This is a genomic window from Pedobacter anseongensis (assembly GCF_037482965.1).
In the GTDB taxonomy this organism is placed as follows: Bacteria; Bacteroidota; Bacteroidia; order Sphingobacteriales; family Sphingobacteriaceae; genus Pedobacter; species Pedobacter anseongensis.
Genome location: NZ_JBBHKB010000003.1, coordinates 360,252 through 385,481, shown reverse-complemented (window position 1 = coordinate 385,481; position 25,230 = coordinate 360,252). Strand labels below are relative to the sequence as shown.

Below are 25,230 nucleotides of genomic sequence, written 5' to 3'. Positions count from 1 at the left end.
CATGCATTTACTGTTAAAGGACTAGTTTTCTGTTGTTTTTTCAGAGTAAAAATCCAATCTTCAATTTTAAATGTTAAACTAAATGCAATGCCATGGCAAACGCGAACGAAATTGATTGGAAGGAATATGGAGATATCACCAGATTTATCTATGGAAACCTTGGACACAAAGAGGGTATAAAAATAATCGGCTTTGGTAAGGATTGTAAGGTTACGGGAAGGTCTGGCCTAGAGCATCAGGTTGATGTGCTAACCGAACAGTCTATAAATGGTGCCCGGCACCTAACGGCGATCGAATGCAAGTTCCTGAAAAAAAAGGTGGACAAAGATATTGTTATGAAGCTCCAATCGATCATGGCCGATGAGGATATCCAAAACGGTATGATCGTTTGCAGGTCTGGTTTCACCAAGGGAACGAAGACGTACGCGAAACATGTGGGCATAAGGCTGGTGGAGTTAAGGGAGGCTGGAGATGAGGAGACTAAAAAGGGGCAGGTCATCAATTTTAGCATTCTGGACCTCAATCTGGGTATTACACACACTCAAACCATTATTTCCGAGATCGACCTGGGATTCGATAAAATTTCAGACCAGCAGCAGATCATGGGAATGCACTATGAAAGGATACATTCCTTAGATGGCCTGGAAATCAAGTTTTCGAAATGTGTCAGGGCATTTTCAGATGCGCTGGAGGATGAAGAAGCAGTCGATAGAGTAACTACAAAGACATTTGCACCAAACGAAAAGTTGATCTGGAATATAAGGGCAAGCAGCAGGAAATCAGTACGGTAACATTTACTGGATTTCTGAAAAGAACCGAATCAAATGAAAAAAAATCGTTCGAGCTGGTGGATCATGTTTGGCTGGTCATGGAGGAGCTTTTCGAAAAAAGGCGAATGACGCTTTCCAAGAGCGGAATGATGTATAACTCTCCCTACGACTACTTAGGGAAATAGTTTAGCTCGCCCCTCTTTAATACAGCTTTTTGTTCGATCACAGCCTCGCTCGATGGCACGGCCTATTCCTCGATCACCACTCCTCCGTTCTCGCTTAGCTTTTGCAGTGCTTCTTTCATGGACCGGATCTGTTCTTCCGAATGTCCTTGCCATATTGCAATTCCATTTTGTGTTTAACAAAAATGTGGTTCAAATTCCATATATAGATATTTTATCTAAACATTTTACCATAGCTTATTTTTTCGTAAAATAGTTTTAAAAATTCACCTTTCTTTTTTAAGTGCCTTTTTAAATAAGTTCTATGCCGTGGAATAAAAGCAATCAAAATGGAATATAATAATCCAAAACTCAATTAAATTTTTAATATACTTTATTGTAGTTTTAATTATTCTTTTACGCTTTATTATAAAACGATGAGTATCACAGAAGTCACATTATATTTAATACCAATTGTAGTTTCAATTTTCTTTGGAATTTATGCGTTAAGAATTCAGGGCAGTTATAAAAGGGTAAGATTACAATTTTATCCGTTAAGTGTTACAAACATGCTATCAACTATAAAAGACGATAGGTTGAGAAATTTTACGATATCTGAATTAAATAAATCTCCGTCAGTCATTGTCTATTTGGAAATGTTTGGAGAACGAAATAAAAATCAAGCAGTACTTTCACATCAATTATCTATTAAAAATACAGGAAACCTAGCCGCTGAAAAAGTTACTGTTAAGCTGATATATGATAGTCGATACTCAGCTGAAAAATATATTGATCGCTCTGATTATGAAACGCTTGCCAAACTTGAAAGCGGAGTTAAGAGAATTCACTATGAGACTGTTGAGAATATGTGTTGTTCTGTGTTCGAAATTGCAATGATTCCAAAAGGTGGTACAATTGAATTTATTGAATACTTTTTATACGAATCAGCTTTTTTACACGACGAAAGATCACTATTTGAATCTTCTATAAGTTCTGATGAAAGTAGCGACCTTGTAGCTTTTCCTATTTACTATGATGTTAGTGGTAAAAATGTTGATGAAACAATTGTTGGCACATTATACTTTCTATATTCTCTTGAAAGTCACGTGAACAATTTTATAAAAAAGCATGACCCTACATTTATTCAATTAGCGAAAAACTATCATCCTAATTATAATAGGGCATACAACGAACGGTATTGGCTATCTTGGCCTAGTAAGTTTTGGTTTAGATTATTGTACAAAAATAGAATGGTGAAATTCAATGTCACCTTAAAGAACATCCAAACTGTTCATAAAAACGAATTAAATGCTAATGTTGCTTACGAATATTTTCCTGATACTACCGTCACTTATTCGATTAGCGACTATTCTCCTATTAAGTGTAATCCCTCATTCATGGTTAATAATTAAATGATTGATATTATTGTTTATGGTTACGCTGGCGAGGCGCAATCAACACTGATTTTATGAATAAGGCGTCGACTTGAATTTGAACTATTAAATTAATTTGATTAAATTTGCTAATCAAAAACAACGAAATAACTCGATATTCTATTGACGAATATTAGATTTGATAGAACAGGTTGATCGATATTGATTTTAAATGATTTTTACCCTATTTAACACCCTGTTCAATTATTCGAGCAGTAAGTTATTGTAAGTAAGGTATTTAGAGTTTAAAGGTGTCGTACTGCCACCCCGACAATTACAAGCCTCTTTTGCGAAGCAAAAGGGGCTTTATTGTTTTCAATCAGCCCATGCCGAGCGCAGCGAAGGCTTGACGGCGCAGCGGAAAAACAATAAAGCAGGATGCGAGATACGAGCAGCCTAGGCTTGGATTTGAATCTCCCCACTTAGGATCACCGGAGCGCAGCGAAGGTAATCCTGCCACCCCGATAAATTCCAATAGATGACACAAACTAGGATTGAAAGATCAGCAAATAATCTGAGTACTTGTTTGAGGGGAAATTAGTTTGTTTTATTAGTTTTCTACAGGCTACTAATAGATATTATAAACTTATTTTTTATTCATTTGTTAAGATAGTGTTTAAAGAAAATGTCATGCCAAATAAAACTCAAAATACTATAAACCAATCATCGCCAAAAGATGGGCTAGACAATACCGGCACACAAGGGTATGATTCATTAGCTGATGATGCTTATACGGGGGCAATTAAGTCGATACCGCAACCTAGTGATGATCCTGCCAGCCAGATTCCCGTTACCATAAAAGCACCTGAGATTAATGGCGAAAAAATAATCTTTGACCTCGTCGTCAATCAGAAATCGGCACATGCTATCATCATCAAGAATGGTCAAAACTTCCACATCAACCTCGATGGGGAAGATCTAGGAAGATTTGAAGTACTTGAGGATGGCAAAATTCAACGTTTTCCGCAGCCAAAAGGAGCTAGTACTGACTATGAAGCTTATTTTAACCCTATCGAAGCCAAACTTAAAGCGCTAAATAAATTAGGGTAATTAATGAGAAGGTTTCAATGATGTCAATGGGTCATCATAAAACAAAAACGCCCCGAAGTAATTACCTCGGGGCGCTTTTTGTTAGATTTTATAACTATTACGCAAGCACTTTCGTTACTAGATCTGCTGCTTCTTTTAAAGCAATTGCAGAGTATACTTTTAAACCAGATTCATCGATTAATTGCTTCGCTTCTACGGCATTTGTGCCTTGTAAACGGCAGATAATCGGAACGGGAACATTGCCAATTTCTTTATAGGCATCAATTACGCCCTGTGCAACACGATCACAACGTACAATACCACCAAAAATATTGATGAAGATTGCTTTAACATTTGGATCTTTCAAAATAATGTTAAATCCTGCTTTAACAGTTGTGGCATTTGCAGTACCGCCAACGTCCAAGAAGTTTGCAGGCTCGCCACCAGCAATTTTAATAATATCCATTGTAGCCATAGCTAAACCAGCGCCGTTTACCATACAACCTACGTTTCCGTCAAGTTTTACATAATTCAGGTTACTTTCGCTCGCTTCAACATCTGTTGGATCTTCTTCTAATTTATCGCGCATCGCTGCATAGTCGGGATGACGGAATAATGCATTTTCGTCTAAATCTACCTTAGCATCTACAGCTATAATTTTATCATCGCTAGTTTTTAAAACAGGATTGATTTCGAACATGGCCGAATCGGTATTTTCATATGCTTTATATAGCGAAGAAATAAATTTCACCATTTCTTTGTGCGCTGCACCTGATAACCCTAAATTAAAAGCAATTTTACGCGCTTGAAATGCTTGCAAGCCTACTTTAGGGTCAATTTCTTCCTTGAAAATTAAATGCGGTGTGTGCTCAGCAACCTCTTCAATATCCATTCCACCCTCCGTGCTATACATAATGATGTTTGTACCGTTTGCTCGGTTTAACAAAACACTTACATAAAATTCTTTCGTTTCAGAAGCACCTGGATAATATACATCTTGTGCAACTAGAATTTTGTGCACCGTTTTACCTTCAGCGCTGGTTTGAGGCGTAATTAATTGCATTCCTAAAATATCATTGGCTCTTTGCTTAACCTCATCTAAGTTTTTAGCTAATTTTACACCGCCACCTTTACCACGGCCTCCTGCATGAACTTGTGCTTTAATCACAACCCAGTCGGAATTATAGTCAGTTTTCATTTTTTTAGCAGCTTCAACAGCCTGATCAACGGTTTCTGCAACAATGCCTTCTTGGATGGCAACGCCAAAACTCTTTAAAATTTGTTTACCTTGATATTCGTGGATATTCATTTGGGATAATTTTATTGCTCGAAAATTTGCTCAAATCTACAATTTAATTTTTTAGTATCAAGCACGAAACGGCAAGAATTAGGGTTTAATTTAGGTTCCTCGTCGTTTTACATTCACCACCTTATCATTCTTGAAAGAAATTTCTAAAATATCAGGATCAATGTTAAATAATCCAGGTACAAAGCCAACATTATAAATCCACAGATTACTTTTAAAGTCATACGTTTTTCCTAGAAGTTGTTCAACTTCCCTTTTCGATTTTCCAATTAATAATTTACTGCCAATTAAACTCTTCGTTAATTCGTAACGTGATTCTGGTTCATTTTTCCATTTTTCAGAATCGAATTTATGATCGGGATAATAAGATAAAGCAAAAATTGCCAACCAAACTATAAAAAGGTATAGAATAGGCGTACCGATAATGGTACAGGCCCAAATTGCTATTTTTCTTTTCCTTGGATTTTTTACCCCTTTTGTTAGGAGCCATTTCCAAAAGAAAAAAGTTACCGAGCCAATTAGAAGTAAGATAAAATAGACTTCAATACCCATGATATAGCGCTTAAAGGTTTAATGTTGATTTAAATAGGTGTACGTTAGCCAATCGCGATAGTTCCAAGATAACCACGTAGTTTTTTTACGCTTTTCATTAAATTTTACAGTACGCTTAGCCAAACTCTCGTTAAAATTTTGCACTAAACTTTGCTTAATTTGTTTCTTAATTTCAATTGAATCGACAACTGGCTTTTTTACAGAAGTGGTAGCTAAAGGACCTTCCATCACATTTGCAGTATAACTATAGGGCGAGGTGTTTGGAGATAGATATTTCTTCAGCAATTCCTTATTTTCAATTAAGCTAGGCAAGGTTTTGTCAGACAAGCTCATCAGATAACTTACATCAAGCACGGCGCCATTTCTGTTTTCGATGTTATACTTCACGATATAAACATCCCAATTTATGAGGCCACTCGCAAGTAGCAATACATACCAAATTGCGCCATTTGTTTTAAATAGATAGAATAACGATTTCTGTTTGGCAACTTTCCAGTAAACGGTGAGCAATCCGATTACGCACAATAGCGAGAATACAATTACGCCAATGCGTTTATAAGTTAAGCCATGCATAGCAATGTAGTGGTAATCTCTTAACAGCACAGAGAGGATTAAAAATGTATTTTGAAGAATCCAGCCGTACGCTAAAAAACGTATCGTTTTGCTTTTTCTGTAGAAGTTTAAATTTCCATTGAAGAAATAAAGGATAACCGCCATTGCCATTACAATACTAATAATTAATGCATTTGTACTGCCATGCAATGCCTGCGAGAAGTTTAAGCTCCCTAAATCGCCCATCCAAAGCGTAGTGATATCAATTCCGTTTAAGAATAGTAGAAGCAAATTTAACCCTGCAAAAGAGATTATGGCAATGGTATTTTCGGTTTTTAATGCCATTTTTTTATTCGCCAAATTTCCAAGAAATAAGTTCGAAATTTCTTTCCAGATGGTAATTTGCTTTTTGTGATGCCGAACTCGTAAAAGCTTGTCGTGCAAACCAGATTCCATTTTCTCCAATTTGTTTTTAAAGGAGATAAACAGACCCGTGCTAAACAATAAGCCAACTGCTAGAAACGCGATCCTATCGATACTAATGTCTTTAAAAAAGAAAGTGAAAACGGTGTTGAAAAAACTCTCCAAATTTTCGAAAAAATTACCTAAGTACGAGTCGAAAACCGGATTCGCAATGCTATAAATAATACTAAATAGGAGCAGAATAAAACTTGGAATAATTAAATACTGTATAAGTTTTAAGGCGGGTTTAAAGGAAAAGCCACCAATTTCGATTGCTGTTATTCTCTTGAACAGGTTAACCGGCGAGCTTGCAAATTGTAAAAACGCTGCAATCAAGGCGGTGAAAATGCTTCTCAATTGCACATTGTGGAAATAGCCAATGAGTATAAATAAACTGATATACCAAGTAACAATGGTTAATACAGAGTGATTAACTAATAGTAGAATACCTGCGAAAACATGAGAAAGGACAATGAGCACCACCTTTTTGTTATCGAGTAGCTTGTTGCTGATGAGGTAGATTGTTACTAGGAACAACGAATAGATAACGAGATTAAGTGCCAGTTCTTCTTTCCAAAACAGGAAATTGAAGAGTAATCCGCCGCTTAACACATAGATTAGTTTGTTGTCGATTTTGTAATTCATAAATGATGATTTAAAAAGTGCTTTGTATTTCAAAGTAAATGAATAAAAAAAATTAAACGTTTTTGATCATTTTCTCTAGGGCATCCAAATGGGCTTTGAAAGCCTGTTTGCCAAGAGGGGTAATGCTGTAAGTGGTATTGGTTTTTCGGCCCACAAAAGCTTTTCTTACGTTGAGATAATCCACTTGTTCGAGCGTACTTAAGTGAGAAGCTAAATTACCATCGGTTAGGGCAAGCATTTCCTTTAATTCGTTAAAACTTACGGTTTCGTTTACTACCAGGAGCGACATAACGCCCAGCCGTATTCGACTATCGAATATTTTATTTAAATCGGCAATCGGATTTTTCATTAGTTAACCCTTTCGTATTTAAAATACATGATCGAACCATAAATAATGTGCATCACACCAAAGCCGAGAGCCCAAAAATACAATCCATAACCACTATTAAATACTGCAATTAATCCTAATAGCACTTCGCATATACCGAGAAAACGAATATCAGAATAAGTGTATTTACTAGCGTTGATTAATGCCAATCCATAAAACACCAAGCAAGAAGGTGCAATTAAAACAACGGCATTGGGGTGGTTTAACAAGAGGGCAATGATAAAAACGCCACCCGAAACTAAAGGAATAGCTAAATTTAGGATAAGATTTTTGGCTGTTTTATCCCAAAAGGGTAATTTTTTTCTCATGCTCTGTCTGTAGGTGAAGAGCAAACCACCTACAAGAGCTACAAATAACACACTAATTCCTAATTTCAACAAATTAAATTCTAACGTTAAGTCGGCATCTACGCCATATCCATATTCTCCGTTTATATACGCGTTAACCTCATGATGCGCAAGATAAGCACCAATAAGTGCAATAATACCAGCAAAAACCCCTGATAAGCCACTTAGAGAGATGAAACGTGACGAGCGATCCATCATATTGCGGATGTCGCTTAGGGCATTTAATTGTTCTTCTTTTGAATCCATATCTAAAAGCACTTTGTTTTTCAAAGTTAATTAACATTAATTGAATTGCAAAATTTTTATATAACTATTTAGACAATTCGCTAATTACATAGGCTGCCTATTTACGAATTCACGAATTTGCTAAGTAGCTAATTCCCAAATTTCCTTACCTTTGTAGCATGCTAAAAGCAATAGGTATAAAAAAAGCATATGGAAATTTGCCCATTTTAAAAGGGGTTGATTTTGACGTAACAAAGGGCGAAATTGTAAGTATAATTGGCGCTTCAGGTGCCGGAAAAAGCACCTTGCTGCATATTTTAGGCAGTTTAGACCAGCCTGATGAAGGGTCGGTGTCTTTAAACGGGGTAGCCGTAAATAAACTTTCTGGCGAACAATTAAGTGTGTTCAGAAATCAGAATATAGGTTTTATTTTCCAGTTCCATCATTTATTGCCCGAATTTACCGCATTAGAAAACATATGTATTCCGGCCTTTATTGCCAAAAAAAGTAAAAAGGAAGCAGAAGCAAGGGCATTTGAATTGTTAGACTTATTCGAATTACGCAACCGGGCTGATCATAAACCTAATCAGCTTTCGGGTGGCGAACAACAGCGTATTGCAGTGGCCAGAGCCTTAATAAACAATCCGGCCATTGTTTTAGCCGATGAACCTTCGGGTAATTTAGATTCAGCAAACGCAAATGCATTGCACCAATTATTTATCCACTTACGCGATAAATTCGATCAAACTTTTGTGATTGTAACGCATAATGAAGACTTGGCTAAAATTAGTAACCGTGTTGTGACCATGAAGGATGGTATGATTATTCAAAATTGAAAGTTTTAATAACCGGAGGGAAGTCTGCTCTAGCCTTAAAGATTGCTAAAGCATTTACACCGCATCAAATTATATTGGCAGATTACGGTGAAATTCCGAATTTTTCCTCTACCGCATATAAATTCATCAGCCTAGGCGAAAAAAATGAAGATACGATTGCGCATAATCTGTTAAATCACTGTTTAGATGAGGATGTTGATAGGGTTTTACCTCTTCATACTTTTGAAATCATAGCCATGTGTAAAGCAAAAGTATTATTTTCCGAATTTAATATTGATACGCTATTACCCATCGAAAATGCTTTAGCGCCACATTTTGATATTATGGCAGGGACAAAATTTGTAAATTGGGCCGTTTTTGTAAAGGGAGAAGTGGTATTTGCCAGTTTTAAAGACGACAAACTTTTTACTTATGCAAAAGCAGCTGAACTAAGCGGAGCATTTTATTTAAATGAATCAACTACTGTAGCGAATCTCCAATTAATTACGATTTAGTAAGGTGACGATTTTAGAAACATATAACGCTCAAAAAACCGCATTTATTTTTGGTCTTGATGAGGTCTTGTACCCGGAGAAAGATTACTTACTCCAGGTGTATTACCTTTTCGCTGAATTTATAGAATATACGGAGCAAATTTCTTCAAAAGAAATACTATCATTCATGCAACAAGAATATTCACATCACGGAAATGTAAATATTTTTGATAAGACAGCAGAGAAGTTTAACCTACCAACGAAATATAAGTCCAATTTTGAATTGTTACATGAGACTGCACGTTTACCTTTAAAGCTCTTGTTGTTTCAGAATATATTGTCTCTTTTACAGGAACTTGTGGTAGAAAGAAAGGAGATTTATTTGTTGGTAACGGGTAAGCCATCGGTGCAATTAAACAAGATTAAGCAATTCGAATGGCATGGTTTGGAGCCTCATTTAAAACTATATTTTTCAGAAGAACAAGAACCCTATTTATCTGGCAAAAGCGTTGGTTTTATAATCGACCAAAATAATTTAAAAAAGGAAAATGTGCTTTACATCGGAAATAGTGATAAAGAAGAGGAAGCCAGTGTAACTGCTGGCGTTGAGTTTTTATTTGTAACGAAACTATTGTAGGTTTTTTTTCGTTAATTTACATTCCAATCTATTTATATATTACAACACAAAATGAAACTAAAACAAGCTATACTTTTACTAACCCTACTGAGCGTGGGATTGGTTTCTTGCAAGAAGAAGGTTGATCCAACGCCTGAACCAGATACAAATCGTGCAAATTTAACGCGCGACTCCATATTTTTATATGCCAAGCAAATCTATTTGTGGAGTGATGCATTACCAAGTCAAGATGCATTTAATCCAAGAAAGTATACAACCGAAAGTACAGATTTCTTAAATTACGAGAAGGAACTGATCGCTTTGGCTCAGTACAAAATAAATCCAGCTACGGGGCTTCCCTATGAATATTATCAATATTTGGTAAATGGGGTTAATGTAATTGATTCAAAGTATTCTTACATCTCAGATATCGCCAATAAAAATCCAACAGCTTTTATCCCAGAGAAAAAAAGTGTAGTAGACTTAGAGGGAAATGGAAATGATTTTGGACTGAAATTGGGAGCATATGGACAAGGAGGAACTACGTTTGCATTGTTCGTTACTGGGGTGTTTCAAAATTCGCCAGCAGATAAAGCAGGAGTAGTAAGAAGTGACCGTATTTATAAACTTAATGGCCGTAATATTGGGGATAATTCGAATACTGATTTGCCTATCATCAACACGGCATTGAGTGGGTCATCGCCTATCACGATTGAAGGTGTTCATTATACCGATGGACTTTCTGGTGCCCCATTTACCTATACCTTAAATAAAGCAAGCTATAAAAGTAGTCCAGTATTTGCTAAAAAGGTATTTACGGCAGGCGCCAAAAAAATTGGGTATTTAGCCTATGCGCGTTTTTCTAATTTGAGTACGAATTCAAAAGCAGATTTCGATCTGGCGTTTTCAGAATTCAGTGCAGCGGGAGTAAGCGATTTAATTATAGATTTAAGGTATAATGGGGGTGGATATGTAAATACCGCCCAATATTTAATTAACCAAATTGCGCCAGCTTCGGCAAATGGAAAAGTAATGTTTGCAGAGTATTATAATCCGTTAATGCAAGCAAATGGAGCAACAATTTTAGCTAATCAGCCCTTATTAGATGCAAATAAAAAGGTTCAATATCAGAATGGAAAGATGATTACGTATGCCGATGTGAATTATTCTGTTGCCAGTAATACCGAATTATTTGTTAAAGCAGGTCCTTTAAATAACGATAATAAAATTTCGAATGTCATCTTCATTGTTACTGGCAATACAGCTTCGGCAAGTGAATTGGTGATTAACTGTTTAAAACCCTATATGAATGTTAAAGTGGTAGGAACCAAAACTTACGGTAAACCTGTTGGATTTTTTCCGATAACGATCGAAAATAAATACGAGGTATATTATTCGTTGTTCCAAACTAAAAATGCACTCGGACAGGGCGATTATTTTGACGGCATGCAACCTGATGTGGTATTTACTGATGCAATTAGAGGGGATCTAGACGATCCGAGAAATAATTTTGGAGATCCAAATGAGTATTACACATCGGTAGCACTTAATCAGATTGCACCTGGAGCAGTGGTATCTTCTGCTGCAAAAACAATGTCCATACAGGGTAGAAATGTGAGCATAGAAAGCTTACAGCCTATGAAGCCTATAGGAAGTGGGAACGAATTTGTCGGGATGATAGAAACGAGGCATAAGCTTAAGAAGTAAAAAAAATCCCGATTGTGAAATCGGGATTTTTTTTGTTTAAAATTATTGCTTTTGCATTTGTAAGTTCTCTTTAAAGATTGCTTGAATATCGCGTTGCTTATCGATATTTACAATTACACTTTGAATGGCATTTGCTGCATCGATAAAAAACGCTTTATTAATGTTTTGATATTCGTCTGTAGCCTTGTGATAATCTTTATGATCTTCTACACCGAAATAAATAAAAGGAATATTCTTTGCGTTAAATGCGCCTTGGTCGCTTTGATTTGTCCAGTCGTCTCTTCCCAATTTAGGATCGTCGTGACCAAATAAGAGTTTAAGCTTAGGGTTAGTAGTGTAAATAAAAGGTTTTAGTGCAGGGTATTTGAAGGTTCCTGTTGCATAAAGCTCTCCTTTATCGTTATGGCTTATCATATCCATATTAATATTTAATTTAATTTTTTCGAGTGCAACAGGTGGTTTAGCCACAAAAGCTTTAGCGCCTAGTAAACCCATTTCTTCAGCATCGAAAATAGCAAATATTAAGGTGTTGTTTGGTTTGTTTTTTGAGAAATACTTGGCGAATTGTAGTAATCCAGCAACTCCCGAGGCATTATCATCAGCACCATTAAATACTTCATTTTGTTTTACCCCAACATGGTCGTAATGTGCCGAGATTACAATAATGTTATCAGTTTTACCAGGCATATAAGCGATTAGGTTTTTTCCTTCAATTGCTGCAGCACCATTTCTTCCTTTTATTTCGAAAGGTTGCTCAAAGCTATTCATGCCAGGATAAGGTTTTAAGCCAATTTCTATTAGTCGGCCAGTAAGATAAGTTCTAGCCATTTCAGCACCTTTTGTTCCCGATTTACGTCCTTCGTACGAATCTAATGATAATGTTTCTACGTCTTTTAATAACTGTGCGCTAACCGAAGTTTGAGCAGTATTGGTTTTTACCGATCCACAACTTAATAAAAAGGCGAGGGGTATAAAAAATAATTTCTTCATAATCTGTTTATTTCGGTGTTAAAGGTAAATATTTAAATATAAATTTCGCCTTTTAAATACGTTACTGCTTTACCTGCCATGAGCACGCGATCACCCTTTAAGCTACACCATAATTCTCCTCTACGTGCCGAAACCTGATAAGCATGAAGTTCATTTTTGTTTAATTTCTGTGCCCAATAGGGAATTAAATTGCAATGTGCTGAGCCGGTAACAGGGTCTTCATTTATTCCGGCTGCGGGAATAAAAAATCGAGATACAAAATCACTTTTATCGCCTTTTGCCGTTACAATTACACCCATCATGTCTAATTTTGACAGTGCCCCGAAATCAGGCTTAAGGGCTAAAATATCTGCTTCAGATTCGTACACCAACATGTAATCTCTCGATTTAAGTATTTGAAGCGGTGTTTTGCCGCCCAATGCACTTAGGAGGCCTTCAGGAGCATCGCATGGTGTTGTTGGTCTTGATGGGAAGTCTAACGTATACAGGCCGTTGGCTTTGGTAACGGTAAGTGTACCAGCTTTTAGGGTATGGAAATGAATGGTGTCTTTAGTGTAACCAAGTTCGGTGAACAGAATGTGGGCAGTGGCTAGTGTAGCGTGACCGCATAAATCGATTTCCAATTCTGGTGTAAACCATCGAAGCCCAAAATCATCACCCTGTGGGATAAAAAAAGCGGTTTCGGCTAAATTATTCTCGGCAGCAATGGTTTGCATCTTAGGTGCAGGTAACCATGTGGTAAGCGGAACGATTGCAGCGGGATTTCCACCAAATAATTGGTCCGTAAAAGCGTCGACTTGAAAGATAGTAAAATTCATTTGCTAATAATACGTTAATCGCACCACACCTGCAAGCTTTTTCGCCAAACGAATAACTTGTCGAGTATACCCATATTCGTTATCATACCAGGTGTATAATACAATCGATTTATTATCTCTCGCAATAATTGTTGCAGGGCCGTCTACAATAGAAGCATGGCTGTTCCCAATTAAATCGGTGCTTACCAATTCGTTAGAGATAGAATATTCTAATTGCTCTGATAAATCGCCAAATAGCGAAGCTTGCGTTAAAACCTCGGCAACTTCTTCTTTTGAAGTTACTTTGTTTAACGAAAGGTTTAAAATAGCTAATGAAACATTGGGAGTAGGTACACGAACAGCATTTCCGGTTAATTTACCACCTAAATGGGGAATCACTTTTGCTACAGCTTTATCGGCGCCAGTTTCTGTAATAACAAGGTTGAGTGCTGCAGAGCGTCCACGGCGATATTTTTTATGGTAATTATCGAGTAAGTTTTGATCATTGGTGTAAGAATGAACGGTTTCGATATGCCCTTTTTCGATGCCAAATGTATCATCCATCACTTTTAACACCGGTATAATGGCATTGGTGGTACACGAAGCATTAGAGAAAATCGTTTCCGTTTTATAATCGAAATCGGCGTCGTTAATGCCGGTTACAATGTTCGGGATATCGCCTTTGGCAGGTGCAGTTAAAAGAACTTTAGTGATTCCTTTGGCGTTTAAATGTCTACTTAGTCCCTCTCTATCGCGATAAACTCCGGTATTATCTATCAATAGCGCATCCTCAATGCCATGTACGCTATAATCTGCCTCTTCAGGTTCTTTAGCAACGATGAAATAAATGGTTTGTCCGTTAATGATGAGTGCTCGGTTTTCGAAATCTTCTACGATTGTTCCATTAAACGGTCCGTGGATCGAATCGGTTCGTAGCAATTCGGCACGTTTAATTAATTCTTCGTCGCTATAGCTTCGGGTAACAATTGCGCGTAAACGAAGCTGCTCGCCTTTACCGGCTTGCACAATTAACTCGCGAGCGGCAATTCGGCCAATTCGGCCAAAGCCATAAAGCACAACATCTTTAGGTTTTAGGTTAAATTTATCTTTTCCGATATGTTTTGAGAGTTTACTCACCACAAAATCGTACATCGAAGAATGGGTATTGTTTTCGTCTAACCATTCAGAAGCTAGTCGGCCCACATCTATTCGCGAGGGTGCCAGGCTGCATTTGGCGATAGTGGATGCCAATTCGAGGGTTTCGTAAATCGAAATGTCCTTTCCACTAACATCTTTGGCGTATTGATGATGAGCAAGAATTTCACTACTTCCTACATCGAATAATGGTTTGCGGAAAAGTACAAGTTCGATAGAGCGATCAAACCACAATTGACCAACACAACGGATGAGTTCGAGCGCTTTCTTCTCTTTCTCAATCCAGCTCTGAAACTCTGACTGGTATTTGTTTAACATACAAGAAAATTAATTTGGTTAGAATTGCTGCAAAAGTAAAAAAGATCGGGCGAGTACCCAATCTTTTCTGTAATTATATTATTAAACCTCATCTGATGAGGGGTAACGTCTGTTGAAGTCTAGCCTAAATACGATTTTAAAATCTTACTACGTGAGGTGTGACGTAAGCGTTGTAACGCTTTGTCTTTTATCTGACGAACGCGTTCGCGGGTTAAATTAAATTTCTCACCAATTTCTTCTAACGAAAGCGGGTGATTTGTACTTAATCCGAAAAACAATACAATAATTTCACGTTCACGTTCGGTTAGTGTTGATAGTGAACGTTTAATTTCTTCAGAAAGCGATTCATTTATTAAGTTGCTATCCGTATTGGGTTCGTGGTTTTCTAATACATCTAATAATGTATTTTCTTCACCCTGAACAAATGGCGCATCCATAGAAACATGGCGACCAGAATTGCTTAGTGTGTCTGAAATTTTATCAACTGTGGTTTCTAAAATATCTGCCAACTCTTCTGGCGAAGGTTCGCGTTCAAATTCTTGCTCCAATTTAGAGAAGGCTTTACTAATTTTGCTTAAGGAGCCAACTTGATTTAATGGTAAACGAACAATACGACTTTGCTCGGCAATAGCTTGTAATATAGACTGACGAATCCACCAAACGGCGTAAGAGATAAACTTGAAACCTTTCGTTTCATCAAAACGTTTTGCAGCTTTAATTAAACCTAAGTTTCCTTCGTTAATTAAATCGCCCAGCGTTAAGCCTTGATTTTGATATTGTTTAGCTACCGATACCACAAAACGTAAGTTGGTTTTTGTTAAGCGCTCTAAGGCAGCTTGATCACCTTCACGAATTTTACGGGCTAATATTACTTCTTCTTCTGCGGTAATTAAATCTACTTTTCCAATCTCGTGCAAGTATTTGTCTAAGGATTGACTTTCGCGGTTGGTAATGGATTGGGTTATTTTGAGTTGTCTCATTTATATGTTTTGGTCGTCACTTAATATTTCGAAGCTGCAAAAATACGAAAATTTTAGTCAACACGAAAGGATAAATTGTTGAAAATGTTACACTTTAGGGCACTTTTTTAACAAATACTTTAATAGCAAAAATCATTCCAAATTTAATTTGGCAGTAAATATGGGGTTTAGTTGATTAAAGGTTAATATTTATTGTAAAACAATAAAAATATTTTGATTTTTAATAATAAATCATTTATGTTTGTGTTATATTCTATTTTTAATTGATGGAGCACTGACAAATTCTTTACAACAAGGCGAGGATAATAATTGACTATTTAAAAAGATAAACTTAGTAAACCGATATTAAATAACTACGAGAAGAACAAAAATTTACGAAATATAGTTATGGAAACAAATACGAAAAGACTGACATTATTATTGAGGGGGATAGACATAGCCTTGTTTATAATTGCAGCCTCTATTATAGTACCTTTTATTTATGCTACTCCTTGGGTGAATAGGTTTTCGGATATGGCTGATAGGTTTCCTGATTCTGGGAGGTTTGATTCATTAAAATTCTCTATCGCTTGGTTTGCTTATCTCGCTTTGATCCCTATACTTATCTCACGAGTTATTTTTGGTATTGTATTATATCAAATTAGAAAGATTGTTAAATCTATTTTAATAGACGGTGTATTTCATGAAAATCAAGCCAATAGGATCCGAAAAATTGCCTATTATTTTTTAGGTTTTGCCTGTTTGATGCTCTGTTTTAAACTCATTTACACCATAGCAGCTTTGCTTAAAGGAAATATGAAAGTTTTCACCAGCTCACTCATTGGCCTTGTTAGCACATTTGAACGATATATTCTCCCTGGATTAATTGGCTTAGGTTTAGCAGAAGTTTTTATGAGTGGAATGAAGATTAAGAAAGATCAAGATTTAACAATATAATTATGAGGGATGATTTTACAACAAGATAATGAACTAATCATTTAAACATCGTTGATCTAACTGCTTTATACTAAATACTAATCTATAATGCCCATAATCGTAAACTTAGACGTAATGATGGCCAAGCGTAAAATGTCATTAACTGAACTCAGTGAAAGGGTTGGCATTACCTTGTCTAACCTTTCCATCTTAAAAACGGGTAAGGCCAAAGCCGTGAGATTGGAAACCTTAGAGGCAATATGTAAAGTATTAGAATGCCAGCCAGGAGATATTTTGGAATTTAGAGATGAATCTTTCTAATTTTAAAAATTAACCCTCACCCCATACCCCAACTTAAACATTTTATAAAAAGGTGTCGATGTTCTATTCTCGAACCAGCTTATCGCATATAAATCGTTCGTATTGGCTTCTGCGTAAAGACTCACCGATTTTAACGAAGAATTTAAATGGCTGATAATTTTTACTTCGGTTCCGGCTCCTAAATGTAAACGTAGGGCCGACGACCAAAAATAATAACCTTTGCGGTACTGACTGGTTTTAAATTGATAATCAAAATTTTCGCCCGAAGTATACGAAGGAAAGAAAACGGGGTTGATAGGGTGAATAATAAACTTGTCCTTAATTTTTATGGCGAAAGGTTTATATTCAAACTTTGCCGTAAAAATACTCATCCAACCGCCTTTGTTTTTCGGTACATACCCATAATGAACACTTAAGGCTGCTTTTTCATTGAACAAATTATACCCAATTCCTCCACTAAAATAGCCAATGCTTCCCGCATATTGTAAATTCACCTGATCAGGCTTAACATGCGTCAAGAAAGAAGTTTGCGCATAGGCTGATGATACCAACAATCCTAAAATGAGGATAAACTTAAAACTTAATTTCTTCGGCAGCAATTTGTCCATTAGTGATGGTGATAAGAGTAAATGCGCGGTTAACGATGGCATTGGTAATGATAAAAGGAATGCCTTTCCCGTTTTGATACTTCGTAATTTCGGGTTGATGTTGATGGGAATGGATGGATGCAATCATTCCAGGGGTCTGATTTAATAAATCTTGATAGGGTGTTGTTAATTTTGGATCAAAATCGCCATCCGTTGGCGGAACATGTGAAAAAGCAAGTAACCGATCAACACCATTTTCTAATTTTAAATTATTTCTTAACCAAGCCATATTTGGGGTCGTCCCATTAAAATCGTATTCCCTTCCGTTGGTATCGTGGCAAACAAATTTGATTCCAGCATAGTTGAACGTAAAATTAAGGTCACCAAACATATGTTTATACACGTCAGAACCATTCGCTACTAAATCGTGATTTCCAATTACCGATATAAATGGAACATTCAGTTTATCATATATTTTATAAATACCATCAAACTCTAACAGCAGTCCGAAATCAGATATATCTCCATTTAATACTACAAAATCGATGTCTTTTCGAGCATTAATCAAAGTTACAAAATCTTCAGATTCCTTATAGTTACGTTGGGTATCGCCAGATACTGCAATTCTTATCGTTGTGCCGGCAGGTTTGCTTGGCAACTCGCTTATTTCTCTTGAATTAACGGCTGTAGCGGTACTTCGATTAAATTTTTGGTTCGGACTGTATTCGTCAGAATTGCATCCCCAAAGGGTAAGGAAGAGGAGGGAAAAGCAAAAGTTTATTTTAAACATGCTGGACTTTTTAACTCTAACATATTTATGCCCCACAATGTTTAATTTTTTACCACATAGACACTTTGAGCTTAGATCTCGTCCAGTCTAAACGTTTCCGCCAAACGGACACCTTTTTCAGTATGCTGTAGCGTACAGCATTCGTTTATCGGATCGTGCTCTAAGTACAAGATATAGTTGTTTGTGGCTGCCTCTGCCAAGAATGATTTTTTCTCCTTTAACGTTTGTAGTGGAAACATATCGTAAGCCATTATATAGGGTAGGGGAATGTGCCCCACTGAAGGCAATAAATCGGCCATGTACACTATGGTTGTATCTTTATAGGTTAGTTGAGGCAACATCATGGCATCAGTATGCCCGAAGGCGAAACGAATTTTTATATTTTCCTGAAACGAAACGCCATCTTCATTTTCTACATAACGCAATTGTCCACTTTCCTGAATCGGCAAAATGTTCTCCTTTAAAAACGAGGCTTTTTCTCTATCGTTAGGATTAACGGCCCATTCCCAATGCTGTGCATTACTCCAATAGTATGCGTTTTTAAAGGCCGGGGTTAAGTTGTCGCCCACACGCTCAATCGACCCGCCACAATGATCAAAATGCAAATGGGTTAAAAAAACATCTGTAATATCGGCTCGGTTAAATCCTTTGGCAGCTAAAGATTTATCTAAGGTATCTTCGCCATGCAAAAAATAATGCCCCATAAACTTTTCATCCTGCTTATTGCCTATGCCATTGTCTATCAAGATCAATCTCTCTCCATCCTCAATTAATAGACAACGCATAGCCCAATCACACAGATTGTTTGAATCTGCAGGATTGCTTTTTTGCCAAATCGATTTCGGAACCACACCGAACATGGCTCCGCCATCAAGTTTGAAAAAGCCGGTGTTTATGGTATGTAAATTCATTACAAGTGAATCACCTCACCATACGCATCAGCAGCAGCTTCCATAATGGCTTCGCTCATGGTTGGGTGGGGGTGAACCGATTTAATCATTTCGTGACCGGTAGTTTCTAATTTACGTGCAACTACAATTTCGGCAATCATCTCTGTTACGTTAGCCCCGATCATGTGCGCACCTAATAATTCTCCATATTTGGCATCGAAAATTAATTTTACAAAACCATCTTTTGCACCGGCAGCACTTGCTTTACCAGAAGCCGAGAATGGGAATTTACCAATTTTTAACTCGTAACCTGCTGCTTTGGCTGCTTTTTCAGTGTAACCCACTGATGCAATTTCTGGTGAGCAGTAGGTACAACCAGGTATGTTATTGTAATCTAAAGGTTCGGCATGTTGACCAGCAATTTTCTCTACGCAGATAATTCCTTCGGCCGATGCCACGTGTGCTAAAGCTTGCCCACTAACAATATCGCCAATGGCATAATATCCTTTTACAGAAGTATTGTAAAATTCATCAACCACCACTTTACCTTTTTCGGTTTTGATACCTGTTTCTTCTAAGCCTATATTTTCGATGTTTGCCACTACGCCTGCTGCCGAAAGTACAATATCGCACTCAATGGTCTGCATCCCTGCAGCGGTTTTAACTTGTACTTTACAACCTTGTCCGCTAGTATCAACCGATTCTACACTCGAAGAAGTCATGATGTCGATACCTGTTTTCTTCAAGCTGCGCAATAACTGTTTAGAAATGTCTTCATCTTCTACCGGAACAATGTTATCCATAAATTCGACAATGGTAACTTTTGTACCCATGGTTGCGTAAAAATAGGCGAACTCTACACCAATGGCTCCAGAACCTACAATTACCATGGTTTTTGGTAACTCTGGTAAAACCATCGCTTGGCGATAACCGATTACTTTTTTACCATCTTGTTTTAAGTTGGGCAATTCTCTTGAGCGGCCGCCCGTAGCGATTACTATATTTTTAGCTGTGAGTTCTTTTTGAGTGCCATCAGCTGATTTAACTTCTACTTTTTGGCCCGGTTTTACTTTACCGGTACCCATAATTACGTCGATCTTATTCTTTTTCATTAAGAACTGAACGCCTTTGCTCATGCCATCGGCAACGTCGCGACTACGTTTAACTACAGCGGCGAAATCGGCAGTTGCTTCGGCAGTTTTAATGCCATAATCGGCTGCGTGGTTAATGTATTCAAATACTTGTGCGCTTTTTAATAAAGCTTTGGTAGGAATACAACCCCAGTTTAGGCATATACCGCCTAAAGATTCACGTTCTACAATTGCAGTTTTTAAACCCAATTGTGAAGCCCTTATTGCCGTAACATATCCACCCGGACCGCTACCTATTACAATTAAATCGTAGTTCATCTGTTTGTCTTTTATTTTTAATTAAATAGGACTGACCTTATTTAAAAAGGAAATCAGCTTAAATAATGTGTCAAAATTAAAAAAAATGTTGGTTAAAATAAGGGTAATGCAATTCATCTACTGATTTTTGACAATTTAACTGCTAATTAATTCGGATACCCTACTTAAAACCTATAAAACCTCTATTTATTAAGCTATTGATAAACTGATACTTATATATTTTTCGTTTAATGTTAAGTGTTGATAAGTTTTGAAGTAATTAATAATTATTTAACATTGGAAATGAGAAGTAGAACAAAATTAATAGTTAACTTTGTTCCGTTATTTTAACATTTTAACAAACAAAAATTTAATTAAAAAAGTATGAAAAAAACTCTACTATTAAAAGTTTTAGTAATTGTCTTCGTTTTTGTTGGTTTTCTAACTGGAGCTAATGCTCAGGTTACCACTTCGTCGATGACAGGTACTATAAAAGACTCGAAAGAGGCTTTGCCTGGTGCAAGCATTAAAGCTACGCACACCCCAACAGGTACTGTTTATAGCGCACTCACGAATGCAAGTGGTCGCTTTTTAATTGGGAATATGCGTATAGGTGGGCCTTATAGTATAGAGGTTAGTTTCATTGGTTTCAAGCCCCAGAAATTAGAGGATGTCTATTTAAAGTTAGGTGAAACCTTTACCGTAAATTTGGTTCTAACTGACAATGCCTCTGTTTTAAAAGAAGTGGTAATTAGTGGTTCCAAAGTAGACCCGATTATGAATTCTAAAAAAAGTGGGGCATCAACCATTATCTCAAGAGCTAAAATTGAGGAACTTCCTTCTATTACGAGAAGCGTGAACGATGTTACACGTTTAACTCCTCAAGCTAATGGAACTTCAATTGGAGGCGGGTCGTACCGTTCTAATAACTTTACTGTTGATGGTGCAAATTTTAACAATCAGTTTGGTATTGGTCAGAACATTCCAGCAAATGGATCGCCGATTTCAATTGATGCATTAGAGGAAATTTCGGTAAATGTTACCCCATTTGATGTGAGACAAACTGGTTTTACAGGGGCTTCTGTAAATGCCGTTACTAGATCTGGTAAAAATACATTTTTCGGTAATGCTTTGTATACGTTACGTTCGGAGAAACAGCAAGGTGTTAGGGTTAACAATAATGTAATTACGAATCTTCAACAACTTGATGAGAAACAATATGGCTTTAGCTTGGGTGGTCCGATTATCAAGAACAAATTATTCTTTTTTGTTAATTTAGAGAGTCGAAAAACAGTTGAACCAGGGCCTACCAAAGTTGCTTCAGTAAATGGTGTTGAAAATTCTACTTTAAATATTGCAAGACCGAGTGCAGCGTTTATGGATCAGGTAAGCCAATATTTAGCGAGTACCTATGGTTATGAAACAGGTGCATATCAAGGCTACTCAAATAAAAGTAACAATGATAAAATATTTGCTCGTCTAGATTGGAACATTAATTCAAAACATAGATTTAATATCCGTTATTCTCAAGTAGAGAGTAAGTCTCCATCTCAAATTAGTACTTCAACATCTGGATCAAATTTTACTGCTTCAGATAATCGTCAGAGTATTTATTCGATGTCGTTTTTTAACTCAAACTATTTTCAAGAGGCTAACTTATATGCGGGTACTGCAGAATTAAACTCTAACTTTGGAAAAATTAATAATTCATTAAGAGTATCTTACGCTCATCAAAACGATCCGAGGTCTTCTCCTGGAAGTGAGTTTCCTTTGGTAGATATTTTAGACAAGGGGTTAACTTCTCCACGTACTGGAAATTCAACTTTAGTTTCGTTTGGCTATGAGCCATTTACATTTGGTAACTTAAGAGACGTAACTACCTATACAGTTAATGATGATTTAACTTTCACTACTGGAAAGCATAACTTTACCTTTGGTGCACAAGCTGAAATGAGCAAAGTTAAAAACGGCTTTCAACGCTTCGGAACTGGTTACTACGTATTTAATACTTGGGATGACTTTGTTAATGGGGCAAAGCCAGTAAATTTTGCGCTTACATACCCACTAACAGCAGATGGTTCTCAAGCTTTTCCTAGCTTTAAATTTTTCCAATTGTCTGCCTATGGACAAGATGACATTTCTGTAAGTGATAAGTTTAAGGTTACATTAGGCTTAAGACTGGAATTGCCAACCTACCCTGATGTATCAGAAATTAAAACACACCCTCTGGTAGAAGCATTATCATTTAATGCTGGTGAGAAAATCAATACAGGTGTTTTACCAAAATCGAGATTAATGTTTTCTCCTCGTATAGGGTTTAACTACGATATATTGGGCGATAGAAGTGTACAGTTAAGAGGGGGTTCGGGTGTTTTCACTGGTCGTATTCCATTTGTATGGATTGTTGCTCAATCTGGCGATGCTGGCTTAATTCAGTTCACTCAATCCATCAGTGGTGCAACAAATCCAAATATGCCTAACTTTAATCCAAATTATAAATCACTATACCCTGCAACTTTGCCTGCTGCCGGTACGTCAATTCCATCCTCTATTTCTGCAATGTCTCCTGACTTGAAATTCCCTCAGCAGTGGAAATCGAGTTTAGGTTTAGATGCGAAATTGCCGTTTGGATTTATAGGGACAATAGAAATGATTTATGGTAAGGATATCAATTCAGTTGTAGCTAGAAATGCTAATCTAAATGATCCTACTCCATTAAATATTTCAGGATATCCAGATAACAGGTTAATTTTCCCAGCTGGTGTTGGCCGATATATAAATAAATTGAGCAGTGGTGTGGTAAGTCCTACAGGAACCGGTAATTTTGACGCAATTGTAATGTACAACGTTAAAGGTGGTCACTATTTCTCTACCAGTTTCCAATTAACTAAACCGTTCGGCAACAATTGGGATTTAACAGCGGCATATACTTACAGTAGTGCTAAAAACTTTGGTGACCAAGCCGGTGATCAAATCTTAAATTTGTGGAGTATTCCTTACCAATCTGGCGGTAATTCTAACGTAGCTGAGCTTTCTTATACTTCGAACGTACTTCCTCACAGAGTTGTTAGTAGTGTTGGATATAAATCAGAATGGATTAAAGGCTTGAAAACTGGAATGTCATTATTCTATCAAGGTGGTTCACAAGGTCGATATTCTTATTTCTATTCATCTGATTTTAATAAAGATAATCAAATTAATGACTTGATTTATGTTCCTAAGGATCCTTCAGAAATTACTTTTGTTGCTAATGGTTCTTTCACGCCTGCACAGCAAAGCGAAGCTTTCTTTAAATTAATTGAAAGTGATGAATATTTGAAATCTAGAAAGGGGATGTATGCAGAGAGAAATGGAGCTGTTGCGCCTTGGAGACATCAATTTGATTTTAGATTTTCACAAGAGTTATATAGAGGGAAAGTTGCTGGTAGCTCAAATGCATTAGAACTATTCTTTGATGTATTTAATGTAGGAAATTTAATTAACTCGAAATGGGGAACTTTTAGTATCAATAATGCAAATGTTTTGGCTCCGGTTACAGTTACACCGGGTGGAACTAGTCAGCCAACATTTAGACTTAATACAGTAAATAATGCATTGATTTCTGAATCTAATCGGATTAACACAAGCATTTCTTCTACTTATTACATGCAATTTGGGTTTCGTTATAACTTTAACTAATCTCAAATTAATTAATGCAAAACCCCGGCAGTACGTCGGGGTTTTTTTGTAAATTTATTTTATGGATCAGAAAATAATCAAGCTTTACGACTCGTATACTCACAGCGAAATCAGCAGGAAAGAGTTTATGAAAAAATTGGGGGTCTTAACTGGAAGTACGGCCTTGGCATTAACGCTATTGCCCTTATTAGAAAGCAATTATGCTGCAGCCTCTTTTCATTCTGATGATCTATTGATAGAGCAGATAACTTTCCCAGGTGTAGATGGCGACGTAAAAGCAGTACTTGCTCAACCAAAAGGGAATAAGAAATTGGGTTCAGTAGTTGTTATTCATGAGAATCGGGGTTTAACACCCCATATTATTGATGTGACTAAACGATTGGCTGCCGAAGGTTTTATCGCTCTTGGTGTTGATGCACTTTCGCCTTTTGGGGGTACACCGGTAGACGAAGACAAGGGGCGTGAGCTGATTGGAAAACTCGATCCAGAAAAAAATGTTCAAAACTATCTCAAAGCATTGGCTTATTTAAGGGGGCTTAGAAATGGTAACGGTAAAACTGGTTGCATGGGTTTCTGCTGGGGCGGTGGAATGGCTAATAAGCTGGCTGTTATGGATCCGAAGCTGAATGCTGCGGTTGCTTATTATGGTGCCCAGGCTAAGGCAGAAGATGTGTCTAAAATTAAAGCGAGTTTGATGTTGCATTATGGAGGTTTAGATGAGCGTATTAACGCAGGTATCCCTGCTTTCGAGCAAGCGTTGAAGCAAAATAATGTCGATTATAAACTATTTGTTTATGATGGGGTTAACCATGCATTTAACAACAATACTTCGGCAACACGATATAATGAACCAGCTGCTAAATTAGCTTGGCAACGTACAATCGATTTGTTTAAGTTAAAATTAAGTTAACTTCAAAAA

The 25,230-nt window shown here is 36.8% G+C and carries 25 protein-coding genes; 11 read left to right on the top strand and 14 right to left on the bottom strand.

The genetic code is table 11. The features are described from left to right. Positions 1 to 92 precede the first annotated feature (92 nt). A complete protein-coding gene (locus tag WG904_RS12415; protein WP_339579643.1) occupies positions 93 to 791 on the top strand; it encodes a restriction endonuclease in 699 nt (232 codons plus the stop codon). A 152-nt stretch (positions 792 to 943) separates the two neighbouring features. Here WG904_RS12415 and WG904_RS12410 read toward each other — a convergent pair whose 3' ends face one another. Further along, positions 944 to 1,108 carry a hypothetical protein gene (locus tag WG904_RS12410; protein WP_339579642.1) on the bottom strand — a complete coding sequence of 55 codons (165 nt, stop codon included), beginning with the start codon at positions 1,106 to 1,108 and terminating at the stop codon, positions 944 to 946. Positions 1,109 to 1,368: 260 nt separating this feature from the next. Between WG904_RS12410 and WG904_RS12405 the strand changes: the two genes are divergently transcribed. Both WG904_RS12405 and WG904_RS12400 read left to right on the top strand, forming a co-directional pair. Then, on the top strand, positions 1,369 to 2,343 hold the full coding sequence (locus WG904_RS12405; protein ID WP_339579641.1) for a hypothetical protein: 975 nt from the start codon (positions 1,369 to 1,371) through the stop codon (positions 2,341 to 2,343). A gap of 651 nt (positions 2,344 to 2,994) precedes the next feature. After that, complete coding sequence (locus WG904_RS12400) at positions 2,995 to 3,414, top strand: hypothetical protein (protein WP_339579640.1); 420 nt, start codon at positions 2,995 to 2,997, stop codon at positions 3,412 to 3,414. 97 nt (positions 3,415 to 3,511) lie between these two features. On the opposite strand, the gene sucC is transcribed toward WG904_RS12400, so the two are convergent. The 5 genes from sucC to WG904_RS12375 all read right to left on the bottom strand — a co-directional run bounded on the left by sucC (position 3,512) and on the right by WG904_RS12375 (position 7,891). Beyond that, a complete protein-coding gene (gene sucC, locus WG904_RS12395) occupies positions 3,512 to 4,702 on the bottom strand; it encodes an ADP-forming succinate--CoA ligase subunit beta (protein ID WP_339579639.1) in 1,191 nt (396 codons plus the stop codon). A 90-nt stretch (positions 4,703 to 4,792) separates the two neighbouring features. Beyond that, a complete protein-coding gene (locus WG904_RS12390; protein WP_339579638.1) occupies positions 4,793 to 5,251 on the bottom strand; it encodes a hypothetical protein in 459 nt (152 codons plus the stop codon). Positions 5,252 to 5,269: 18 nt separating this feature from the next. Further along, on the bottom strand, positions 5,270 to 6,910 hold the full coding sequence (locus WG904_RS12385; protein ID WP_339579637.1) for a DUF4153 domain-containing protein: 1,641 nt from the start codon (positions 6,908 to 6,910) through the stop codon (positions 5,270 to 5,272). A gap of 52 nt (positions 6,911 to 6,962) precedes the next feature. Then, positions 6,963 to 7,259, bottom strand: a complete 297-nt coding sequence (locus WG904_RS12380; RefSeq protein ID WP_339579636.1) for a winged helix-turn-helix domain-containing protein — start codon at positions 7,257 to 7,259, stop codon at positions 6,963 to 6,965. Beyond that, positions 7,259 to 7,891, bottom strand: a complete 633-nt coding sequence (locus WG904_RS12375) for a hypothetical protein (RefSeq protein ID WP_339579635.1) — start codon at positions 7,889 to 7,891, stop codon at positions 7,259 to 7,261. The genes WG904_RS12380 and WG904_RS12375 overlap by 1 nt, the downstream gene beginning before the upstream one ends. Before the next feature lie 158 nt (positions 7,892 to 8,049). Between WG904_RS12375 and WG904_RS12370 the strand changes: the two genes are divergently transcribed. Genes WG904_RS12370 through WG904_RS12355 form a run of 4 tightly spaced genes read left to right on the top strand, consistent with a single transcriptional unit; the run spans position 8,050 to position 11,502 of the window. Next, positions 8,050 to 8,706 (top strand): ABC transporter ATP-binding protein, encoded by a 657-nt coding sequence (locus WG904_RS12370; protein WP_339579634.1) that lies wholly within the window; start codon positions 8,050 to 8,052, stop codon positions 8,704 to 8,706. Further along, positions 8,703 to 9,200: a hypothetical protein gene (locus tag WG904_RS12365; protein ID WP_339579633.1), complete on the top strand. Its 498-nt coding sequence runs from the start codon at positions 8,703 to 8,705 to the stop codon at positions 9,198 to 9,200. Before WG904_RS12370 ends, WG904_RS12365 begins: the two co-directional genes overlap by 4 nt. 4 nt (positions 9,201 to 9,204) lie before the next feature. After that, positions 9,205 to 9,816, top strand: coding sequence for an HAD family hydrolase (locus WG904_RS12360; protein WP_339579632.1), 612 nt, complete (start codon positions 9,205 to 9,207; stop codon positions 9,814 to 9,816). Between the two features lie 51 nt (positions 9,817 to 9,867). After that, a complete protein-coding gene (locus tag WG904_RS12355) occupies positions 9,868 to 11,502 on the top strand; it encodes a S41 family peptidase (RefSeq protein ID WP_339579631.1) in 1,635 nt (544 codons plus the stop codon). 42 nt (positions 11,503 to 11,544) lie between these two features. Here the strand turns inward: WG904_RS12355 and WG904_RS12350 are convergent, their stop codons facing one another. The 4 genes from WG904_RS12350 to WG904_RS12335 all read right to left on the bottom strand — a co-directional run bounded on the left by WG904_RS12350 (position 11,545) and on the right by WG904_RS12335 (position 15,742). Further along, positions 11,545 to 12,492, bottom strand: a complete 948-nt coding sequence (locus tag WG904_RS12350) for a M28 family peptidase (protein ID WP_339579630.1) — start codon at positions 12,490 to 12,492, stop codon at positions 11,545 to 11,547. A gap of 32 nt (positions 12,493 to 12,524) precedes the next feature. After that, positions 12,525 to 13,310, bottom strand: a complete 786-nt coding sequence (locus WG904_RS12345) for a PhzF family phenazine biosynthesis protein (protein WP_339579629.1) — start codon at positions 13,308 to 13,310, stop codon at positions 12,525 to 12,527. Positions 13,311 to 13,313: 3 nt separating this feature from the next. Beyond that, complete coding sequence (locus WG904_RS12340) at positions 13,314 to 14,762, bottom strand: glyceraldehyde-3-phosphate dehydrogenase (RefSeq protein ID WP_339579628.1); 1,449 nt, start codon at positions 14,760 to 14,762, stop codon at positions 13,314 to 13,316. A gap of 119 nt (positions 14,763 to 14,881) precedes the next feature. Further along, positions 14,882 to 15,742, bottom strand: a complete 861-nt coding sequence (locus WG904_RS12335) for a sigma-70 family RNA polymerase sigma factor (protein ID WP_090992569.1) — start codon at positions 15,740 to 15,742, stop codon at positions 14,882 to 14,884. Positions 15,743 to 16,129: 387 nt separating this feature from the next. On the opposite strand from WG904_RS12335, the gene WG904_RS12330 reads away from it, so the two are divergent. Beyond that, positions 16,130 to 16,678 (top strand): DUF2975 domain-containing protein, encoded by a 549-nt coding sequence (locus WG904_RS12330; RefSeq protein WP_339579627.1) that lies wholly within the window; start codon positions 16,130 to 16,132, stop codon positions 16,676 to 16,678. Positions 16,679 to 16,765: 87 nt separating this feature from the next. Continuing rightward, the gene (locus WG904_RS12325) at positions 16,766 to 16,978 is read left to right on the top strand and encodes a helix-turn-helix domain-containing protein (RefSeq protein WP_339579626.1); all 213 of its coding nucleotides are present in this window, start codon (positions 16,766 to 16,768) and stop codon (positions 16,976 to 16,978) included. A gap of 2 nt (positions 16,979 to 16,980) precedes the next feature. Here the strand turns inward: WG904_RS12325 and WG904_RS12320 are convergent, their stop codons facing one another. The 4 genes from WG904_RS12320 to lpdA all read right to left on the bottom strand — a co-directional run bounded on the left by WG904_RS12320 (position 16,981) and on the right by lpdA (position 20,654). Then, positions 16,981 to 17,586, bottom strand: coding sequence for a hypothetical protein (locus WG904_RS12320; protein ID WP_339579625.1), 606 nt, complete (start codon positions 17,584 to 17,586; stop codon positions 16,981 to 16,983). Then, positions 17,552 to 18,355: a metallophosphoesterase family protein gene (locus WG904_RS12315; RefSeq protein WP_339579624.1), complete on the bottom strand. Its 804-nt coding sequence runs from the start codon at positions 18,353 to 18,355 to the stop codon at positions 17,552 to 17,554. The genes WG904_RS12320 and WG904_RS12315 overlap by 35 nt, the downstream gene beginning before the upstream one ends. Positions 18,356 to 18,426: 71 nt before the next feature. Continuing rightward, entirely contained in the window at positions 18,427 to 19,266 is an 840-nt protein-coding gene (locus WG904_RS12310) for an MBL fold metallo-hydrolase (RefSeq protein WP_339579623.1), read from the bottom strand. Continuing rightward, positions 19,266 to 20,654 (bottom strand): dihydrolipoyl dehydrogenase, encoded by a 1,389-nt coding sequence (gene lpdA / locus WG904_RS12305; protein ID WP_339579622.1) that lies wholly within the window; start codon positions 20,652 to 20,654, stop codon positions 19,266 to 19,268. Before lpdA ends, WG904_RS12310 begins: the two co-directional genes overlap by 1 nt. Positions 20,655 to 21,017: 363 nt before the next feature. On the opposite strand from lpdA, the gene WG904_RS12300 reads away from it, so the two are divergent. Both WG904_RS12300 and WG904_RS12295 read left to right on the top strand, forming a co-directional pair. Continuing rightward, positions 21,018 to 24,311 (top strand): TonB-dependent receptor, encoded by a 3,294-nt coding sequence (locus WG904_RS12300; RefSeq protein ID WP_339579621.1) that lies wholly within the window; start codon positions 21,018 to 21,020, stop codon positions 24,309 to 24,311. Between the two features lie 61 nt (positions 24,312 to 24,372). Then, the gene (locus WG904_RS12295) at positions 24,373 to 25,221 is read left to right on the top strand and encodes a dienelactone hydrolase family protein (RefSeq protein WP_339579620.1); all 849 of its coding nucleotides are present in this window, start codon (positions 24,373 to 24,375) and stop codon (positions 25,219 to 25,221) included. The last annotated feature ends 9 nt before the right edge of the window (positions 25,222 to 25,230 follow it).

Bases quoted from the DNA above. Each gene is read 5' to 3' on its own strand.
- WG904_RS12415 (WP_339579643.1), top strand. From the start codon at position 93: ATGGCAAACGCGAACGAAATTGATTGGAAGGAATATGGAGATATCACC.
- WG904_RS12410 (WP_339579642.1), bottom strand. From the start codon at position 1,108: ATGGCAAGGACATTCGGAAGAACAGATCCGGTCCATGAAAGAAGCACT.
- WG904_RS12405 (WP_339579641.1), top strand. From the start codon at position 1,369: ATGAGTATCACAGAAGTCACATTATATTTAATACCAATTGTAGTTTCA.
- WG904_RS12400 (WP_339579640.1), top strand. From the start codon at position 2,995: ATGCCAAATAAAACTCAAAATACTATAAACCAATCATCGCCAAAAGAT.
- sucC (WP_339579639.1), bottom strand. From the start codon at position 4,702: ATGAATATCCACGAATATCAAGGTAAACAAATTTTAAAGAGTTTTGGC.
- WG904_RS12390 (WP_339579638.1), bottom strand. From the start codon at position 5,251: ATGGGTATTGAAGTCTATTTTATCTTACTTCTAATTGGCTCGGTAACT.
- WG904_RS12385 (WP_339579637.1), bottom strand. From the start codon at position 6,910: ATGAATTACAAAATCGACAACAAACTAATCTATGTGTTAAGCGGCGGA.
- WG904_RS12380 (WP_339579636.1), bottom strand. From the start codon at position 7,259: ATGAAAAATCCGATTGCCGATTTAAATAAAATATTCGATAGTCGAATA.
- WG904_RS12375 (WP_339579635.1), bottom strand. From the start codon at position 7,891: ATGGATTCAAAAGAAGAACAATTAAATGCCCTAAGCGACATCCGCAAT.
- WG904_RS12370 (WP_339579634.1), top strand. From the start codon at position 8,050: ATGCTAAAAGCAATAGGTATAAAAAAAGCATATGGAAATTTGCCCATT.
- WG904_RS12355 (WP_339579631.1), top strand. From the start codon at position 9,868: ATGAAACTAAAACAAGCTATACTTTTACTAACCCTACTGAGCGTGGGA.
- WG904_RS12350 (WP_339579630.1), bottom strand. From the start codon at position 12,492: ATGAAGAAATTATTTTTTATACCCCTCGCCTTTTTATTAAGTTGTGGA.
- WG904_RS12345 (WP_339579629.1), bottom strand. From the start codon at position 13,310: ATGAATTTTACTATCTTTCAAGTCGACGCTTTTACGGACCAATTATTT.
- WG904_RS12340 (WP_339579628.1), bottom strand. From the start codon at position 14,762: ATGTTAAACAAATACCAGTCAGAGTTTCAGAGCTGGATTGAGAAAGAG.
- WG904_RS12335 (WP_090992569.1), bottom strand. From the start codon at position 15,742: ATGAGACAACTCAAAATAACCCAATCCATTACCAACCGCGAAAGTCAA.
- WG904_RS12330 (WP_339579627.1), top strand. From the start codon at position 16,130: ATGGAAACAAATACGAAAAGACTGACATTATTATTGAGGGGGATAGAC.
- WG904_RS12325 (WP_339579626.1), top strand. From the start codon at position 16,766: ATGCCCATAATCGTAAACTTAGACGTAATGATGGCCAAGCGTAAAATG.
- WG904_RS12320 (WP_339579625.1), bottom strand. From the start codon at position 17,586: ATGGACAAATTGCTGCCGAAGAAATTAAGTTTTAAGTTTATCCTCATT.
- WG904_RS12315 (WP_339579624.1), bottom strand. From the start codon at position 18,355: ATGTTTAAAATAAACTTTTGCTTTTCCCTCCTCTTCCTTACCCTTTGG.
- WG904_RS12310 (WP_339579623.1), bottom strand. From the start codon at position 19,266: ATGAATTTACATACCATAAACACCGGCTTTTTCAAACTTGATGGCGGA.
- lpdA (WP_339579622.1), bottom strand. From the start codon at position 20,654: ATGAACTACGATTTAATTGTAATAGGTAGCGGTCCGGGTGGATATGTT.
- WG904_RS12300 (WP_339579621.1), top strand. From the start codon at position 21,018: ATGAAAAAAACTCTACTATTAAAAGTTTTAGTAATTGTCTTCGTTTTT.
- WG904_RS12295 (WP_339579620.1), top strand. From the start codon at position 24,373: ATGGATCAGAAAATAATCAAGCTTTACGACTCGTATACTCACAGCGAA.